The sequence below is a fragment of the Paraburkholderia sp. A3BS-1L genome (assembly GCF_051125215.1).
GTDB lineage: Bacteria > Pseudomonadota > Gammaproteobacteria > Burkholderiales > Burkholderiaceae > Paraburkholderia.
In genome coordinates this window covers 1,763,493-1,781,412 of sequence record NZ_CP120442.1, presented here as the reverse complement: position 1 = coordinate 1,781,412, position 17,920 = coordinate 1,763,493, and the positions used below count along the sequence as shown (strand labels likewise).

Genomic DNA, 17,920 nt, shown 5'->3' with positions numbered 1-17,920 from the left:
AGCCAAAACGACCCGGGCGAAGCAGCCCGGGTGTGCAATGGCGCAGTGCAACATCCGCCCCGCGCCAAGGCGCATTCAGCGTGCCGCCGCCCTCGCCGGCGCGCCGAGCGCGCGCAGGGTCTCCTTGACCGTCGCCACTCGCACCGCGAGGTCGGGGCTGCGTGTTTCGATGCGCAGCTTGTCCTGCCCCGCGAGCTTGATGTGCTTGTGCTTCTGCACCATTTCGATGATGCGCATGGCGTCGACAGGCGGATTCGGCACGAACTGCAGCCCGATCACGGCTTCGCTCGCGTCGATCTTGGTGACGCCGAGCGGCTTGGCCGCGAGACGCAGCCGATGCGTTTCGATCAGCGCGTGCGCCTGCGGCGGCATCTTGCCGAAGCGGTCGATCAGCTCCTCCTGAATGCCGTCGATCGAATCGTCGTGCTCGCAGTTCGCGAGGCGCTTGTAGAGCGACAGGCGCTCCTGGACGTCGCCGCAATAGTCGGCGGGCAGGATCGCGGGCGCGTGCAGGTTGATCTCCGTGGTTGCGGCGAGCGGCGCGTTCAGATCCGGCTCGCGGCCGTCCTTGAGCGCCTTCACGGCGTCGTTGAGCATGTCGGTGTAGAGCTGGAAGCCGATCTCGTGAATTTCGCCCGACTGCTTGTCGCCGAGCACTTCGCCGGTGCCGCGGATTTCGAGGTCGTGCATCGCGAGATAGAAGCCGGCGCCCAGTTCCTCCATCTGCTGAATCGCTTCGAGACGGCGCTGCGCCTGCTTCGTGAGCCCCTGCGGATCGTGCACGAGCAAATACGCGTAAGCCTGGTGGTGCGAGCGCCCGACGCGGCCGCGCAGTTGGTGGAGCTGGGCGAGGCCGAATTTGTCGGAGCGGTGAATGAGGATGGTGTTCGCGGTCGGCACGTCGATGCCGGTCTCGATGATGGTCGTGCACAGCAGCACGTTCGCGCGCTGCGCCACGAAATCGCGCATCACGGCTTCGAGTTCGCGCTCGTGCATCTGCCCGTGCGCGACCGCAATGCGCGCTTCGGGTACGAGCGCTTCGAGCATCGCGCGGCGGTTCTCGATGGTCTCGACTTCGTTGTGCAGGAAATAAACCTGGCCGCCGCGCTTGAGCTCGCGCAGCATCGCTTCGCGAATCACGCTGTCTTCCTCGCGGCGCACGAAGGTCTTGATGGCGAGGCGCTTTTGCGGCGCGGTCGCAATCACGGAGAAGTCGCGCAGCCCTTCGAGCGCCATGCCGAGCGTGCGCGGAATCGGCGTGGCGGTGAGCGTGAGCACGTCCACTTCGGCGCGCAGCGCCTTCAGGGCCTCCTTCTGGCGCACGCCGAAGCGGTGTTCCTCGTCGATGATCACGAGCCCGAGGCGCTTGAACTGCACATCGGACGAGAGCAGCTTGTGCGTACCGATCACGATGTCGACGCTGCCTTCGTTGATCTGCTGGATCGCGCTGCTCACTTCCTTCGCGGACTTGAAGCGCGACAGCTCGGCGATGCGCACGGGCCAATCGGCGAAGCGGTCGGTGAAAGTTTGCGTGTGCTGCTCGGCGAGCAGCGTGGTGGGCGAGAGGATCGCCACCTGCTTGCCGCCCATCACGGCGATGAAGGCCGCGCGCAGCGCCACTTCGGTCTTGCCGAAGCCCACGTCGCCGCACACGAGGCGGTCCATGGGCTTGCCGCTCGTCATGTCGCCGATCACGGCCGCGATCGCCGCCGCCTGGTCGGGCGTTTCCTCGAAGCCGAAGCTTTCCGCAAACCTCACGTAGTCGCGCGGCTCGAGCGCGAACGCGTGGCCCTCGCGCGCAGCGCGGCGCGCGTAGAGGTTGAGCAGCTCGGCGGCGGTGTCGCGGATCTGCTGCGCGGCCTTGCGGCGCGCCTTTTCCCACTGGCCCGAGCCGAGCGCGTGCAGCGGGGCGCTATCGGGATCCGCGCCGCTGTAGCGCGAGATCACGTGCAACTGCGAGACCGGCACGTAGAGCTTGCTGGCACTCGCGTATTCGAGGTGGAGGAACTCGGTGTCGCCTTCGCCGAGGTCCATCGTCACGAGCCCGTGGTAGCGGCCGATGCCGTGCTGCGCGTGCACGACCGGGTCGCCCACCTTGAGCTCGGAGAGGTCGCGCACCATCGAATCGACGTTGCTCGCCTGTTCCTGGCGGCGGCGTCCCGCGCGGCGCGCGAGCGGGCCGTAGAGCTCGGTCTCGGTGATGATCGCAAGGCCTTCGCCGGGCAGCGCGAAGCCGGTCGAGAGCGGCGCCACGCCCAGCGCGAAACGCTCGTCGCTGCCGAGCCAGTCTGCGTAGCTGTCCGCGGAGGCGGGGCGCAGATGGTTCTCGGCCAGCAGTTGCGCGATGGTCTCGCGGCGTCCCGCCGACTCCACCGCGAACAGCACACGGTTCTTCGTGGTGTCGAGGTACCCGCGCAGCGCGGCGAGCGGGTCGTCGGCGTGGCGGTCGATCGCGAGGCTCGGCAGCGCGTTGGCCCAGCCGCCCGCACTCGTGGCCGGCAGCGCGAGGCGCGCGAAGGGCTTGGCGAGCGTGAAGAAGTCCTCGTCGGTCAGGAACAGGCGCTGGGGCTCGAGGATCGGCCGCTCGCGGTCGTGCGCGAGGAAGGCGTGGCGCTGCTTCGTGTCGGCTGTGAAGCGGCGGATCGAGGCGTCCAGGTCGCCAGAAAACACCAGTTGCGCATGTTCGGGCAGATAGTGGAACAGCGTGGCCGTTTCTTCGAAGAAAAGCGGCAGGTAGTACTCGATGCCCGCGGAAGGCACGCCGTTGCCGATGTCCTTGTAGATGGACGCGCGGCTCGGATCGCCTTCGAACACCTCGCGCCAGCGGCTGCGAAACGCCGTGCGCGCGGCCTCGTCGAACGGGAACTCGCGGCCTGGCAGGAGGCGCACGTCCTTGACCGGATAGAGGCTGCGCTGGTTGTCCGGGTCGAAGGCGCGGATCGAGTCGACCTGATCGTCGAACAGGTCGAGGCGGTACGGCAGCGGCGAGCCCATCGGGAACAAGTCGATCAGCGAGCCGCGTACGCAGTATTCGCCGGGCCGCACGACCTGGCTCACATGCTCGTAGCCGGCCAGTGTGAGCTGCGACTTGAGCTTCGCCTCGTCGAGGCGCTCGCCCTGCGTGAACGAGAACGTGTAGGCCGCGAGAAACGATGCGGGCGGCATGCGGTACAGCGCGGTCGTGGCCGGCACGATGAGGATGTCGCAGCGGCCCTCGCCGAGGTCGTGCAGCGTCGCAAGGCGCTCGGACACGAGGTCCTGGTGCGGCGAGAACGTGTCGTAGGGCAGCGTTTCCCAGTCGGGCAACAGGCGCACGCGCGCTTCGGGCGCGAAGAACGGGATTTCCTGGGCGAGGCGCTGGGCGTCCACGGCGCTCGCGCAGATCACCGCCAGAAGCGGGGCGCTTGCACGCGCGGCTTCGCGATAGCGGGCGATCAGGAGCGCATCGGACGAGCCGTGCGTGCCGTCGAAGGCAAAGCGCTGCCCCGGCTTGACGATGGCGACCGGGGACGAAGACGGCGACTGCTTGGGTGCGGCGATATCGGACATAGGGGCAACAGAGTGGCGAGGCGCTGCTTATCGTATGCGTCAGTGATGTGTCAGTAGCGGAGCGCGCGAGGCAACGCGCATGCGATCCGGTTATCGACAGCCATTCGTAAGGCAAAAGGGCGCGCGCAGCCTTGCGAAGGGCGGCCAACGTATCCGCCACGCCCGCCAGGCAACGCAGGTTGCGGCGCTGGCCGAGGGCCTTGAGCGAGCGGCTGACGTGTGGTCAAAGGACCTATTATAAAATCCGTCCTTTACTTTGACTCATGCGGCCTGCAATACCGTGACCTCACGTCTTTTTGCCCTGATCCCCTGTGCCGGCACCGGCAGCCGTTCGGGATCGGCGATGCCCAAGCAATACCGGGCGGTTGCCGGACACGAACTCCTGCACTATACGCTCGCGGCATTTGACGCCTGCAGCGAATTCTCCCAGACGCTCGTGGTTATTTCTCCCGACGATAGCCATTTCGACGCGCGCCGCTTCGCCGGCCTGCGCTTCGCGGTGCGCCGCAAGGGCGGGGCGTCGCGCCAGGCGTCGGTCTACAACGGCCTGATCGCGCTGGCCGACTTCGGCGCCACCGACGACGACTGGGTGCTCGTGCACGACGCCGCGCGCCCCGGCATCACGCCCGCGCTGATCCGCTCGCTCGTCGAAGCGCTCAAGGACGACCCCGTGGGCGGCGTCATGGCGCTGCCCGTCGCCGACACGCTCAAGCGCGTCGCGCCCCGGCACGTGCCGGGCGGCCCGCGCATCGCGCGCACGGAAGCGCGCGATGGCCTCTGGCAGGCCCAGACCCCGCAGATGTTCCGCATCGGCATGCTGCGCACGGCGATCGAGCGCGCACAGCAAGAAGGTCACGATCTCACCGACGAAGCGAGCGCCATCGAATGGCTCGGCCATTCGCCGCGGCTCGTGCAGGGCAGCCTGCGCAACTTCAAGGTGACCTACCCAGAAGACTTCGCACTCGCCGAAGCCATTCTCAGCCGCAATCCTGGCAACTGAGCAGACAACTGAGCAGGAAACTGGGCCGGCAATTGAGCCGGCCAACAGAGCTACACGGAAGACCTCATATGGATATCAGAATCGGACAAGGCTATGACGTGCACGCGCTCGTGCCGGGACGTCCGCTCGTCATCGGCGGCGTGACGGTGCCTTACGAGCGCGGGCTGCTCGGCCACTCGGACGCCGACGTGCTTTTGCACGCGATCACCGACGCGCTGTTCGGCGCCGCCGCGCTCGGCGACATCGGTCGCCATTTCCCGGACACCGACAAGCAGTTCTACGGCGCGAACAGCCGCGTGCTGCTGCGCGAGTGCATGCGCCGCGTGCAGGAGGCGGGCTTCACGCTCGTGAACGTGGACACCACCGTGATTGCACAGGCGCCGAAGCTCGCGCCGCATATCGAAGCGATGCGCGCATGCATTGCGGAAGATCTGCAACTGCCGCTCGATCGCGTGAACGTGAAGGCAAAAACCAACGAGAAGCTCGGCTATCTGGGCCGTGGCGAAGGCATCGAGGCGCAGGCGGCCGTGCTGCTCACGCGGGTCTAGCAGGCCGTATGCCTGCTGCCGTACCCAGGGCGGTGATTGCATCTGCAATCACCGCCCTGGCTTTTCTTGTCGATTAATTTCCGTTTTTTTTCGCCGCATACTCAAGGCGGATTAAGTCGTACCGGAAGCGGAAAGGTTCATGACGAGACTCGAAAGACGCGTGAAAGGCCTCGACGGTCTCCGGGCACTGGCTGTGATGCTGGTGTTCCTCTCGCACAAGGCGCACGTCGACGCAATCGACGCAGGCAAGATCGGCGTGTGGCTGTTCTTCCTCATCAGCGGTTATCTCATCATCGGCGAACTGCATCGCAACCGCCTGCGCGTCGAGCAACGCACAGCGCGCCGCGATGCGGTGCTTTATGTATTTTTCGTCAAGCGCACGTTGCGCATCTTCCCGGTCTATTATTTGCTGCTCATCGCGCTGACGATCGCACATGCGTTCTTCTATCAACGCGATGTGGATCTCGGGCTCGCCTGGCATTACGTATTCCTCTCCAATTTCTGGATCGGCATTGTCCATGATGGATGGCCGGGCTCGGTCTCGCATTTCTGGAGCCTCGCGGTCGAGCAGCAGTTCTATCTGATCGCGCCGTTTGCGCTGCTGTTCACGCGCGCTTCATATCATCTGGCGATTTGCGTCGTCATGATCTGCGGCGCGGCGCTCGCGCATCTCGTGCTCTACGCGACTGGTGCGATCGAGCCGCTCGTCTATGCGTTCTCGCCGTGGAATTTCGCCTTGCTCGCGCTCGGCGGCGTGCTGGCCATCGGCGGCGCCCGCGTGCCGATCCAGGGGAGGGTGCGAAGCGGCGCCTGGTTCGTGCTCGCATGCGCGGGTCTCGTGACATTCGCGCTGGCGCGCGCCGATTGCGACACCTGTGAAGCGGCACAACGCGCCATCTTGCCAGGCTTGCTCGATATCGGCCTGGCGCTTTCGCTCGGTGCAGTATTTCTATGGCTCGTGCGACGCCAGGACAGCCTGCTCGCGACCGCGCTGGAAGCCAGGCCGCTCGCGTATCTCGGCACTATCAGCTACGGGTTCTATCTGTTCCACAATCTGGTGCCGTCGCGTCTGGGCGAGGCGCCGGCGTTCTACGCAAGCTTGCACGTGCCGCCGCTGGCGCAGGACCTGCTGTCGCTCGTCATGCAGTTCGCGCTTTCGGTGTTGCTTGCGCATCTGTCGTGGCAGTTGCTGGAAAAGCGCGTGCTCGAATGGAAGGAGCCGCTCGCCACGGCGATCCGTAGTCGCCTGCCTGCGCGCGCGGCCGCCGGGCGGACCTGAGCGGGGCGGCGTTGAGCCGCTCTCAGTGCGCAGACTGCATGTGCGGCCTGCACATGCAACCTGTGCACGCGGCTTTCAGCATGCGTGCCTCAAAACGTCGCGCCGCCCACCTCGCGATCGCTCGGGCAGAGTTCGCCGGTTTGCAGCCCATCGAGCACGCGCAGGATTTCGGCGGCGCTGCGCCCGACGCTCAGGTTGTTCACCGAGACGTGCTGAATGACATTGTCCGGATCGACGATGAAGGTCGCCCGCAGCGCCACGCCCGCTTCCTTATCGCGAATGCCGAGCTGGTCGATCAACTCGCCTTTCACGTCGCCGAACGCATAGTGGTTCAGCCGGTCGAGCGCCTTGTTCTCGCGCCGCCACGCGAGCTTCACGTATTCGTTGTCGCAACTGCCACCCAACAGCACGGTCTCGCGGTCTTCGAATTCCTTGTGCAATTGCGCGAATGCCGTGATCTCGGTCGGGCAGACCGTCGTGAAATCTTTCGGATAGAAGTAGATCACTTTCCACTTGTCGGGAAAGCTGCGCTCGGTGAACTCCATGAACGCGGACTCGCCGTTTTCTTCGGGCTGGTTGAAGCCGGGTTTCGCGGCGGTGACCGTGAAGGCTTCGAGTTTGTCGCCAACGGTTTTCATGGCGTCGCTCCTTGAACGCGGGGCGCACGCGCGCCCCGTGCGCGCGCCTCATGGCCCGATGTTTGGGCTAATTGTGGCAGGGGCGGAGCGCGCGTGCCACCGGCGTGCGCCGGGACCGGGGCAAAGGCTGAAACTCAGGCGCCCTTGGCGAGCGGAAACTCGATGGTGACTTCGAGACCCGGCCCCGGCGCGCGATTGCGCAGGCGCAGCGCGCCGCGATAGCGGCCCACGAGGCGCTGCACGATGGCCATGCCGAGGCCCGTGCCGTTGGCCTGGGTGCGGGCGCTGTCGACGCGATAGAACGGCCGTGTGACGAGCGGAAGCTGGTCTTCGGGAATGCCGGGGCCTTCGTCGACCACCGAAAGCTCCACGCGCGAATGCGAGACGCGGGTTTCCAGCATGATGTGAGGAATGCCGTCGGACTCGCTCAAGCCGTACTTGCGCGCATTTTCGATCAGATTGCCCACCACGCGGCGCATGTCGGTGTCGTCGGCTTCGATCACGGCCGTGGGCGCAAGACGCGTGATCAGGCGCACGCCGTCCTCGGTGGCCATGCGCGCGGCCATTTCGCTCGCGATGACCGACAGGTCGACGCGCTCGGGCATGCGCTGCACGGGCCGCGCATAGTCGAGGAAACGGCCGATGATCATGTCCATCTGCTCGATGTCGTCGATCATCGCGTCCTTGGTCGCCTGGTCGGACGGACTCATTTCCGTTTCCAGCCGCAGCCGCGCGAGCGGCGTGCGCAGATCGTGCGAGATGCCGGCGAGCATGAGCGCCCGGTCGGCCTCCAACTGCTCGAGGTCACGCACCATCTGGTTGAACGAGCGATTGGTCTCGGCGGCCACGCCCATGCCGCTTTCGGGCAGCTTCGCGGGCGACTGGCCCGAGCCCACCATGCGCGCGGACATGGCGAGCCGCGCGAACGGCCGGTTCACGAGACTCGTGATGAATGCCGCGCCGAACAGCGAGAGCGCGAGGGCGGATACGCCCCAGCCGACCCACTGGAGGCCCGTGACGTTGTCGAGCTGGTCGCGATCGAGCGCGACCCAGTAATCGTCGTCGTCGATCTTGAAGCTGATCCACACGCCGGGAATGCCGTTCACCGACTGCGCAATCACGGTGTCGTCGCCAAGACGCCCGCGGATGTCGTGCTCGATCAGGCGATTGAGCGATTCGTCAGGCTGAAGCTTGTATTTGTCGGTGGCCTCGCGCGGGTAGACGCGTACGCCCTCGTTGCTTTCCAGGTCCTGGAGCAGCGCGCGGCGCAAGTCGGGATCGGAGTAGAGGAGCGCAGTGCGCGTGAGCTTGACGACGGCGACGAGCTGCAGCGCCACGCGCTGCGCGCGCGGCTCGCGCTCGATCACGCGAAAGCTCTGGAACCACGCGGCGAGACTGACCGCGATGAGAAGGGCGATCAGCAGGAAGGTGCGCCAGAACAGATCGCCAAACGCGAGCGTCAGCAAACGCCGGTCAATCCGCATGGGCCCTTCCCGTTTCAACAAAGGCAGTGCAGACAACGAGACCCCGTCGAGTATCAGGCCGCACCGTCGGGAATGAACACGTAGCCGAGGCCCCAGACCGTCTGGATGAAGCGCGGGCTGCCCGGGTCGGGCTCGATCAGCTTGCGCAGACGCGAGATCTGCACGTCGAGGCTGCGGTCGAACACTTCGTATTCCCGGCCGCGCGCGAGCTCCATGAGTTTTTCGCGTGAGAGCGGCTGGCGCGGATGGCGCGCGAACACCTTGAGCACCGAGAATTCGCCCGTGGTGAGCGGGATTTCCTGGCCAGCCTTGGTGAGCGTGCGGGTGGCGAGGTTCAGCGCGAATTCGCCGAACTCGAACACCTCCGTGGTTTCCGAAGGCGCGCCCGGCAACTCGGACGGCGCCTGGCGACGCAGCACCGCATGAATGCGCGCAACCAGCTCGCGCGGGTTGAAGGGCTTCGGAAGGTAATCGTCAGCGCCCATTTCGAGGCCGACGATGCGATCCACATCTTCGCCCTTGGCGGTAAGCATGATGATGGGCGTGCGATCGTTGCTGCCGCGCAGGCGCCGGCAAATGGACAGGCCGTCTTCGCCCGGCAGCATGAGATCGAGCACCAGCAGATCGAAACGTTCGCGCACCCACAGCTTGTTCATCGCGGGTGCGTTTTCTGCCACATAGACGTTGAAACCCTGCTCGCCGAGGTAGCGGCGCAGCAGGTCCCGCAGCCGCGGGTCGTCGTCGACAACGAGAATTTTGGACGGGTTCTTGGTTTCCATGCCTGGCATCTTAGCGCGATTGAGAAGATGTGCGAGTTTGCAACAATTATAAGGTTACAGTCAGTTACAAAATTTACCCATGCTGTGGCACGGGCTCAAGCACTGACAGATAGACTTCTTTGCGTAAAACGGCCATTCGTTAGATACTTCATTCGAATTTCGAACCAGTGCCCGTATCGAGCCGGGTCCGTCCATGAATTCGAGGTAGCCGTTTGCCGCGTCAAGAAGGGAACAAAACGATGGGAGGGGTCAGGCCGACAATGCGCCATAACATGATTGCACTGGCGTTGGCCAGTGGCGTCGTGGCTGCATTGAACACGGCGCCCGTCCATGCCCAGACGTTCCCGGAGGGTTCCCAGGCGTCCGCCGCCCACACTCGCCGCACTGGCGCGAAGCAGCCTGCGCGCAAGATGCGTACCGATACGCCCGCTGGCCCTGCATCTGACATCACGCAGCGCGCGGCGGTTCCCTCCGATCTCGACCAGCGCCGGCGTGACGGTCATATGACGCCCGACGAGCGCCGCCTCCTGCGCCAGCACATCGAAGACGCCGTGCGCGAACTTTACAAGCGCTGATCGAGCGGCCCGCCTATGAGTCGCTAAAGACGCCTCTCTCCATCGCTGAAAAATCCTGTAGCAACGCGCCGTCAACAGATGCGTCGCGTGCATCGTTAGTTCGTTACCTTCGTCTCCTGGGGGCGCGCGGGCCGAACCTGCGTGTTTCAGTCCCATGTCAGTCACGCAACGACCTGCATCGGTTCCACCGGCGCGCCGTGGGCATCGTCATGGCGCGGCAAGCGCACCGCCTGTGTCCACAGCCCCGGACAGCGCGCTCCTCGACGCCGACGACGCCACTCATCTGCTCATCCGCACGGGCTTCGCGCCGGCGCCCGCCGAGATCGCGCCTTATGTCGGGCTCACGCGCGTAGCGGCCGTCGAGCGCGTTCTGGCGACGGCGCGCACCGATGCAGTGACGCCGCTGCCTGCATGGACCGCCGATCCCCCGTTGAACCGCGCGCAGCGCGAAACCCTCACCCCCGAGGCGCGTCGCGACGTGCAGCGTCAGCATCGCCTGCACTACGAAGAACTGCGCGCCTGGTGGATGCGTGAAATTCTGGTCACGCCATCGCCGCTCACCGAGCGCATGACGCTCCTCTGGCACAACCATTTCACGTCGGGCCAGGACAAGGTTGGCGAGCCAACGCTGATGGCGCAGCAAAATGCGCTGCTGAGGCGCAACGCTCTGGGCAGCTTCGCGACGCTGCTGCACGAGGTCGCGAAGGATCCGGCGATGCTGCTGTATCTCGACGGCGCCAGCAACCGCAAAGGCAAGCCGAATGAGAACTTCGCGCGCGAGGTCATGGAGCTCTTCACGCTGGGCGAAGGGCAGTATTCGCAGCAGGACGTGACTGAGGCAGCGCGTGCATACACGGGCTGGGGCGTCGATCCCGACACGCGGCGCTACGTCTGGCGCCCGGCGCAGCACGACGAAGGCGTGAAGACCGTGCTGGGCAGGAGCGGCCCCTTCGACGGCGACGCCGTGCTCGATATCCTGCTGGGCGAGCCGCGCACCGCGAGCTTCATCTCGGCCAGGCTATGGCGCGAATTCGTTTCGGATACGCCGGACCCGGCTCGGCTCGGCATGGTGGCAGCACGCTTTCGCGCGAGTGGCTACGACATCAAGGCGGCGCTCGGCGCGCTGCTCGTCTCGCCCGAGTTCTGGGACGAGCGCAATCGCGGCGTGCTGGTGAGCTCGCCGGTCGAATTCATCGCGGGCACCGTGCGCCGCTTCGGGGTGAGCTACGCGAATACGACGATGTTCGCGCGCACTTCGGCGGCGCTCGGCGAGAATCTGTTCTATCCGCCGAACGTGAAGGGCTGGCCCGGCGGCGCGATGTGGATCAACAGCGCGACGCTGCTGGCGCGCAAGCAGTTCGTCGAGCAGCTTTTTCGCGCCACCGAGACCGCGCGTCCGCGCATGGGCGGCGCGATGCATGGTGGCATGCGCTTCGATCTGGACGGCTGGCTCGGGCACTTCGGCCTGACGGCCGACGCCGTGCCCGGTTTGTCCGCCCAGTTGCAGATGCAGCACGCCGTGCTGCCGCTCGCGCCCGTCGACGCGATTGCGGCGGGCAGCAGTGCGGGCGCGTATCTCGAAGCACTCCTGATGGACCCGGTCTTTCAGTTGAAGTGACCCGGTAGAAGTGATCCAATGACGCCAGCGTCGAGCGATTGAAATGAACGCCAGCAATCACGATAGAAGCATCGGTAGCAGCATCGATTACCACGACAACCGCGGCGCGGCACGGCGTCGCCTGGACCCGCGAGGCCCGGCATGAAGCGGCGAGACTTTCTGGCCGCCGCAGCCGCGATGACGGCCGCGGGCGCTGCATCGTGGCTGCCCGCGGCGGCGCATGCGCAAGGCAACATGGCCGCGCAGCGTCGCGCGAGCGGCTACGACAATCTACTGATTCTCGTCGAGCTCAAAGGTGGCAACGACGGGTTGAACACCGTCGTGCCATTCGCGGATCCGCTCTATTACCGCTATCGCGCGAACATCGGCGTGCGTCGCGACGATGCGATCCAGCTCGACGAACGCACGGCGCTGCATCCCGCGCTTGCGCCGCTCATGCCGATGTGGCGCGAACACGAACTCGCCATAGTGCAGGGCGTGAGCTATGCGCAGCCGAATCTCTCGCATTTCCGCTCGATCGAGATCTGGGACACGGCGTCCAATGCCGACCAGTACCTGCGCGAAGGCTGGCTTACCCGCGCGTTCGCGAGCGCGCCCGTGCCGACGGGCTTTGCGGCCGATGGCCTCGTGCTCGGCAGCGCCGAGATGGGGCCGCTCGCGAATGGCGCGCACGCTGTTGCGCTCGTCAATCCCGCGCAGTTCGCGCGCGCCTCGCGGCTCGTCACGCCGGTCGCGCTCAAGGAGCGCAATCCTGCGCTCGCCCATATCCTCGATGTCGAGAACGAAATCGTCCGTGCCGCCGACCAGTTGCGGCCGCGTCCCGGCCAGTATGTGCTGAAGACTGCGTTTCCGGGGGGCGCCTTCGGCACTTCGGTGAAAACTGCGATGCAGGCACTGGCCTCGGGCGCAACCATGACCGGCGCGCAAGAAGGGCCCGCGCCGGTGCCGGGACGGGGTGTGGCCGTGATCCGGCTCACGCTCAACGGTTTCGATACGCATCAGAACCAGCCGCAGCGGCATGCGGATCTGTTGCGCCAGTTCGCGGCGGGGATAGTGGCGATGCGTTCGGCGCTGGCCGAGATGGGGCGCTGGGACCGCACGTTGATCGTCACCTATGCCGAGTTCGGGCGACGCGTGCGCGAGAACCAGAGCCGTGGCACGGATCACGGTACGGCCTCAGCGCATTTTGTCGCGGGCGGGCGGGTGGCCGGCGGGCTTCATGGCGAGGCGCCGAAGCTTGCGCGCCTCGACGGCAACGGCAATTTGCCGGTCGCCGTCGACTTCAGGCAGATTTACGCGACGGTACTGGCGAACTGGTGGGGGCTCGACGCGCAGGCGGTGCTGCAGCAACGCTTCGACACGCTGCCGCTGCTGCGGGCATAGCGCAAGCGTTCCAGCGCCGGCATCGGCATCGGCGCCGGTTGGCGCATTGGGCAATCAGGCGCGGCGGGCGGCGCGCCAGGCGATCCAGAGTTTGCGAATCGGCGTGATCACGATCTGCTGGTGCAGCACCTGAAAGCCTTCGCGCTCCACTTCGTCGAGCAAGGCAAGCTCGAGCGCCGCGAGCGCGCGCAAGGTGCGCTGATGGCGGCGCTCCGCAACGGGAATCGCATCTAGCGCTGCGTTCACGGCTTCGCGCGCGCGGGCGGTCTGGAACTGCATGAGTTCCGTGAATTCACCGCTATAGCGGCGATTGATCAGATCGGCCGCGGTGACGTTGTAGCGCTGCAATTCGTCGATTGGCACGTAGATGCGGCCATGGCGTGCATCGTTGCCGATCTCGGGCACGAATTGCGCCAGCATCAGCGCATTGCCGAGCGGCGCGGCCCAGCGCGCGGCGCCGGCGCGGGCTTCATCCGTGCGCGCGCCAACTTGGGCCACGAGGGTCGCGAAGGTGCCGCCCACACCATCGATATAACGGCGCAGATTCGGCAGGTCGAGATAGCGTGCCTGCTCGAAGTCCATTTCGAAGCCGGCGAGCAACTGCTGAAGCAGCGAATCGATCGCGACCGTACCGTCCAGATGGTGCGCGAGCGCCTGGGTTACGGGGTGCGATGCGTTGCCTGCAGCGAGCGCCGCCAGTTCCTTTTGCCACCATGCAAGCTTGGTGCGGCCCACCGTGGGGTCGCTCGTTTCCTTGGCGGTTTCCTCGAGCTCGCGGCGCAGCGCGAACAGGGCGGTGAGCAGCGGTTGACGGGCGGCGCTGGCCTGGCGCAGCGCGTAGTAGGTGCTCGATCCGGGCGGGGCCGCTTTTTGCAGGCAGTATTCGTCGAAATTCACGGCGTTCGGGGGCGAGGAAGGGCGGATTCGCCGGCGTCCCAACGGGGCGCGCGGAGCAAGTCGCTGCGGAGCGGCGATTCTAGCACCGGTACTTGTTTGCGGCGGGCCGATCGGAGGCGGCCGGATGCGCAGCCAGGGTGCAGACAAGCGCAAGGCAATCGGTTAGAATCTCGCGCTTGCGCTTTGCGGGTGGCTTATCCAGCTGTCGGAGGCGCAGTGCAGGTTTGTATCGCACGCGATAGATCCCACGTCCCACACTCACGTGAGCTCGCAGCGGTCCCGCCATGCAAGGAATTCGCGTGAGTGGCGAAATTGGTAGACGCACCAGGTTTAGGTCCTGACGCCCGCAAGGGTGTGCCGGTTCGAGTCCGGCCTCACGCACCAAAAGCAAAGGCCACGTACCTCCGGGTACGTGGCCTTTTTGTTCGACGCCCACGCACTCGATCATGCGCATGGGCCATCTATTCCGTTTATCGCGCGTGCTGCATCACGATTCTTCCTGGGCTGCCGCAATGACTTTCTCCAGCGCGCGGTTGAGCAACTCGCGTTCCTTCTCGTCGAGACAGGCGAACAGGTCCACGTTCCACTTGCGCGCAACGGGCATGACCTTGCGATAGAGCGCGCGCCCGTCGGTTGTGAGCGAAACGAGTACGAGGCGCCCATCTTCCTCGCTGGCGTCGCGTTGCATGAGGCCGCGGCGCATCAATGCCTCTGCGGCGCGGCTGGCCTGGCTCTTGTCGAGATTCGCGTGACGCGCGAGTTCCATCACGGAAAACGGGCCGAACGCGCCCACGGCGGCAATGAGACGTGCCTCCGGCAGCGTGATGCCGAGCTTCGCCTGGTAGCGCTCGCTCGCACCGCGTTCGGACAGCTTGTTGAGGACATGGAGCCGATAGGTCAGAAATTGTTCGAGTCCGGCTTTGCTTGCCTTCATGGTCGTCCTGGTCTGGTCGCGTGAGGTCCGCGCGATCACGCCGCGCGTATCATGATTGTTGCCTCAACCAGCGCCCGGGTCAACGCGCAAGAACCCTCGTAGGCCCGTCCGGAATGGGCCTACGAATCTATTAATCCCTTACTGCGAAACCCGGCGAAAACGCGTACTAAAGTCAGACGGAACTTCGGGCTTGCGGCGCGTTATGGTGGTGCGTCAGGCGTCGCGCGAACCGTACCTGAGGCGCGTGAGTTGCTCCGCTTCGTTCGCGAGCAGCGTGGCGGCTTCGCGGATGGCCGTGTCGAGCGTGATCGGGCCCGGCGCAGGCGAGAAGCAGCCGCTGAAGTGTTCGGCGAGACGAGGCAGGGCAGCGGGATCGACCGCGCCCGACAGCAGCGTGGCCGGCACGCCGGCGGCCTGCGCATGGCGGCATGCAATGAAGGGGGCCTTGCCGTGCAGCGTCTGCACGTCGGAACGGCCTTCGCCGGTGATGAGCCAATGCGCGCCCGCGAGCGCCGCGTCGAGGCCGATCGTGCGCGCCACGACTTCGGCGCCGGGCTCGAAGCTCGCGCCGAGCATGCGCAGCGCAAAGCCGAGACCGCCTGCGGCGCCCGCGCCGGCTTCGCTGCGCGCGCTGCGGCCGAGCGCCGCTTCGAGCAGATCGGCGAAACGCACGAGGGCGGCGTCGATCGTTGCGACCTGTTCGGGCTTCACGCCTTTTTGCGGGCCGAACACCGCGGTTGCGCCGTGATCGCCATTGAGCGGATTGTCGACGTCCGACATCGCAACGAAGCTGGCTTCGCCAAGCCGTGCGTCGAGCCCGGAGACGTCCACCCGCGCGAGCTGCGCCAGCGCCTGCGGCGTGGGTGCGAGCGCATTGCCGTTGGCGTCGAACAATTGCAGGCCGAGGCCGACCAGAAGGCCCGCGCCGCCATCGTTCGTGCTGCTGCCGCCGAGCGCGACATAGAAGCGGCGCACGCCTTCGTCGAGCAGTGCGCGAATGGCTTCCCCCATGCCGCGCGTGCTGCGTGCGTCGACCGGCACGCCCATGCCCACCGGGTCGGTGATGCCGACGATCTCGGCGGTTTCGACGACGGCGCTGCCGTCGTGCAGCAGGCCGACGGCAGCGTCGCGCCGTGCGCCGGCCGCGCCTTCCACATTGATCACGCGGCGCTCGCCGCCTACGCTGAGCATCGCGTCGAGCGTGCCTTCGCCGCCGTCCGCCATCGGGCAGATGCGGATATCGGCGTCGGCGCGGGCGCGGCGAATGCCATCGGCGATCGCGGCGGCGACCCCATCCGCGCTGAGCGAGCCTTTGAAAGAATCGGGAGCAATGACGACGACGGGTGCGTCAGCAAACGACTGGTTGGGCATGGTGTCTCGACTGGAAGAGTTGTGTTGGCAGAGGCTGTTGCCGGCGGGGCGTCCGGCGCGAGCGCTAGCTTACCAGTGGTCGGGTGCCTGCTGGATACCTCAGGCGAGATAGCACGCATCGCAGCCACGTACCCACGCGCGAAATCCGGCCGTTTCATGGACGCTTCATGGCCGCTTCATGGCCATCGTGTGGCTGTTTTGCGGCCGTTTTTGCGTCCCGGTCAGCGCCATCTTCCTGCAGGAACGGCAATTCCATTTGAGTGCGGCAATAGTTTGCTAAAATACCGGGCTCTTTTGACGGAACCGCACCGCAAACTGCTCGATCCGGCTTAATTTGGCCGATTGATAGCGGGATGGGTCTCGCGGATCCCGCAAAGGGCGCCGCCCCGTATCCCGGTCGGGCGCAAGCCGGCGGCGCCGACGAGGCACAGGCGAGACGCAAGCGATGCGGGTGACCCATCGGACTGCGGCAGCAAAGATTACTGAAACGCTCGAACAATTTTAGGACGATTGAAGCCATGGCTAACGTTGTAGAAAACCTCGGCAAGCTCGAACGCCGCGTGACGATTTCCCTGCCGAAGGACGCCGTGCAGAAAGAAGTCGACTCGCGCATCCGCCAACTCGCGAAGAACGTGCGCATGCCGGGTTTCCGCCCGGGCAAGGTGCCGCTCAAGATGGTCACGCAGCAGTACTCGGGCCAGGTCGAAGCCGAAGTCCTGAGCGACAAGGTCGGTAAGGAGTTCTTCGACATCAGCCGCGCCGAGAACCTGCGCGTTGCAGGTCAGCCGAGCTTCGCGCCGAAGGCCGAAGCTGCTGAGGGCGATTACGCGTTCGATGCGACTTTCGAGGTCTATCCGGAAGTGACGCTGGGCGACGTCGCGAGCGCCGAAATCGAGCGCACGACCACCAGCATCACCGAAGCGGAAATCGACCGCACGCTGGACATTCTGCGCAAGCAGCGCGTGCACTACCACGCACGTGGCGAAGCAGGCGAGCACGGTGACGGCGGCGCCGACACCGCAGCGAAGGAAGGCGACCGCGTGACGGTCGACTTCGTCGGCAAGATCGACGACGTCGCATTCCCTGGCGGCAGCGCCGAAGGCTTCGCATTCGTGCTGGGCGAAGGCCGCATGCTGCCGGAATTCGAAAAGGCGGCGATCGGCCTGAAGAAGGGCGAGTCGCGCGAATTCGACCTCGCATTCCCCGAGGACTACCACGGCAAGGAAGTCGCCGGCAAGACCGCGAAGTTCACGATCACGATGCAGCAGATCGAGTGGCCGCACCTGCCGGAGATCGACGCTGAATTCGCGAAGTCGCTCGGCATCGCCGACGGCGACCTCGTGAAGATGCGCGCCGAGATCAAGGACAATCTCGAGCGCGAAGCGAAGCGCCGCACCCAGGCCATCGTCAAGAACCAGGTCATGGACGCGCTCCTGAAGATCGCCGAACTCGACGTGCCGAATGCGCTCATCGAACAAGACCAGCAGCGCCTCGTCGAAATGGCGCGCGCCGACCTCGCGCAGCGCGGCGTGCCCAACGCGAAGGACGCCCCGATCCCGGCCGAAATGTTCAAGGAACAAGCCGAGCGCCGCGTGAAGCTCGGCCTCGTGCTGGCCGAGCTCGTGAAGGCGAACAACCTCGAAGCGAAGCCGGAGCAGATCCGCGCTGAAGTCGACGAATTCGCGAAAAGCTACGAAGACCCGAAGGAAGTCGTGCGCTGGTATTATTCGAACCAGCAGCGCCTCGCCGAAATGGAAGCCTACGTCGTCGAATCGAACGTCGTGGACTTCGTGCTCGGCAAGGCCAAGGTGACGGACAAGCTGGTGAGCTTCGAAGAACTGGCAAGCGCAACGGCGCAGGCTTAA

General features: G+C 65.6%; 14 protein-coding genes and 1 tRNA gene. 8 read left to right on the top strand and 7 right to left on the bottom strand.

The window, feature by feature from the left end; translation table 11 throughout:
- Positions 1 to 75 precede the first annotated feature (75 nt).
- Positions 76 to 3,549: a transcription-repair coupling factor gene (gene mfd, locus P5W99_RS08000; RefSeq protein WP_421024031.1), complete on the bottom strand. Its 3,474-nt coding sequence runs from the start codon at positions 3,547 to 3,549 to the stop codon at positions 76 to 78.
- Between the two features lie 280 nt (positions 3,550 to 3,829).
- Between mfd and ispD the strand changes: the two genes are divergently transcribed.
- The 3 genes from ispD (at position 3,830) to P5W99_RS07985 (ending at position 6,376) form a co-directional block, all read left to right on the top strand.
- Complete coding sequence (ispD, locus tag P5W99_RS07995) at positions 3,830 to 4,549, top strand: 2-C-methyl-D-erythritol 4-phosphate cytidylyltransferase (RefSeq protein ID WP_421024030.1); 720 nt, start codon at positions 3,830 to 3,832, stop codon at positions 4,547 to 4,549.
- A gap of 68 nt (positions 4,550 to 4,617) precedes the next feature.
- Positions 4,618 to 5,097, top strand: a complete 480-nt coding sequence (ispF, locus tag P5W99_RS07990) for a 2-C-methyl-D-erythritol 2,4-cyclodiphosphate synthase (RefSeq protein WP_421024029.1) — start codon at positions 4,618 to 4,620, stop codon at positions 5,095 to 5,097.
- A gap of 139 nt (positions 5,098 to 5,236) precedes the next feature.
- The gene (locus P5W99_RS07985; RefSeq protein ID WP_434660188.1) at positions 5,237 to 6,376 is read left to right on the top strand and encodes an acyltransferase family protein; all 1,140 of its coding nucleotides are present in this window, start codon (positions 5,237 to 5,239) and stop codon (positions 6,374 to 6,376) included.
- An 89-nt stretch (positions 6,377 to 6,465) separates the two neighbouring features.
- Here P5W99_RS07985 and P5W99_RS07980 read toward each other — a convergent pair whose 3' ends face one another.
- The 3 genes from P5W99_RS07980 to ompR all read right to left on the bottom strand — a co-directional run bounded on the left by P5W99_RS07980 (position 6,466) and on the right by ompR (position 9,286).
- Positions 6,466 to 7,014: a peroxiredoxin gene (locus P5W99_RS07980; protein ID WP_434660186.1), complete on the bottom strand. Its 549-nt coding sequence runs from the start codon at positions 7,012 to 7,014 to the stop codon at positions 6,466 to 6,468.
- A gap of 134 nt (positions 7,015 to 7,148) precedes the next feature.
- Complete coding sequence (locus P5W99_RS07975; protein ID WP_421024027.1) at positions 7,149 to 8,498, bottom strand: ATP-binding protein; 1,350 nt, start codon at positions 8,496 to 8,498, stop codon at positions 7,149 to 7,151.
- Between the two features lie 53 nt (positions 8,499 to 8,551).
- Positions 8,552 to 9,286 (bottom strand): osmolarity response regulator transcription factor OmpR, encoded by a 735-nt coding sequence (ompR, locus tag P5W99_RS07970; protein WP_027814652.1) that lies wholly within the window; start codon positions 9,284 to 9,286, stop codon positions 8,552 to 8,554.
- Between the two features lie 263 nt (positions 9,287 to 9,549).
- Here ompR and P5W99_RS07965 point away from each other — a divergent pair, with 263 nt between their 5' ends.
- The 3 genes from P5W99_RS07965 (at position 9,550) to P5W99_RS07955 (ending at position 12,853) form a co-directional block, all read left to right on the top strand.
- The gene (locus tag P5W99_RS07965; RefSeq protein WP_421024026.1) at positions 9,550 to 9,852 is read left to right on the top strand and encodes a hypothetical protein; all 303 of its coding nucleotides are present in this window, start codon (positions 9,550 to 9,552) and stop codon (positions 9,850 to 9,852) included.
- 154 nt (positions 9,853 to 10,006) lie between these two features.
- The gene (locus P5W99_RS07960) at positions 10,007 to 11,470 is read left to right on the top strand and encodes a DUF1800 domain-containing protein (protein WP_421079517.1); all 1,464 of its coding nucleotides are present in this window, start codon (positions 10,007 to 10,009) and stop codon (positions 11,468 to 11,470) included.
- Positions 11,471 to 11,611: 141 nt separating this feature from the next.
- Complete coding sequence (locus tag P5W99_RS07955) at positions 11,612 to 12,853, top strand: DUF1501 domain-containing protein (protein WP_421079516.1); 1,242 nt, start codon at positions 11,612 to 11,614, stop codon at positions 12,851 to 12,853.
- 54 nt (positions 12,854 to 12,907) lie between these two features.
- Here P5W99_RS07955 and P5W99_RS07950 read toward each other — a convergent pair whose 3' ends face one another.
- Positions 12,908 to 13,750, bottom strand: a complete 843-nt coding sequence (locus P5W99_RS07950; RefSeq protein ID WP_421079515.1) for a squalene/phytoene synthase family protein — start codon at positions 13,748 to 13,750, stop codon at positions 12,908 to 12,910.
- A gap of 297 nt (positions 13,751 to 14,047) precedes the next feature.
- On the opposite strand from P5W99_RS07950, the gene P5W99_RS07945 reads away from it, so the two are divergent.
- A tRNA-Leu gene (locus P5W99_RS07945) sits at positions 14,048 to 14,134 on the top strand.
- Between the two features lie 103 nt (positions 14,135 to 14,237).
- On the opposite strand, the gene P5W99_RS07940 is transcribed toward P5W99_RS07945, so the two are convergent.
- Positions 14,238 to 14,684, bottom strand: coding sequence for a MarR family winged helix-turn-helix transcriptional regulator (locus P5W99_RS07940; protein ID WP_421024022.1), 447 nt, complete (start codon positions 14,682 to 14,684; stop codon positions 14,238 to 14,240).
- Between the two features lie 213 nt (positions 14,685 to 14,897).
- The gene (locus P5W99_RS07935) at positions 14,898 to 16,055 is read right to left on the bottom strand and encodes a glycerate kinase (RefSeq protein ID WP_421024021.1); all 1,158 of its coding nucleotides are present in this window, start codon (positions 16,053 to 16,055) and stop codon (positions 14,898 to 14,900) included.
- A 518-nt stretch (positions 16,056 to 16,573) separates the two neighbouring features.
- Between P5W99_RS07935 and tig the strand changes: the two genes are divergently transcribed.
- Positions 16,574 to 17,920: a trigger factor gene (gene tig / locus P5W99_RS07930; RefSeq protein ID WP_421024020.1), complete on the top strand. Its 1,347-nt coding sequence runs from the start codon at positions 16,574 to 16,576 to the stop codon at positions 17,918 to 17,920.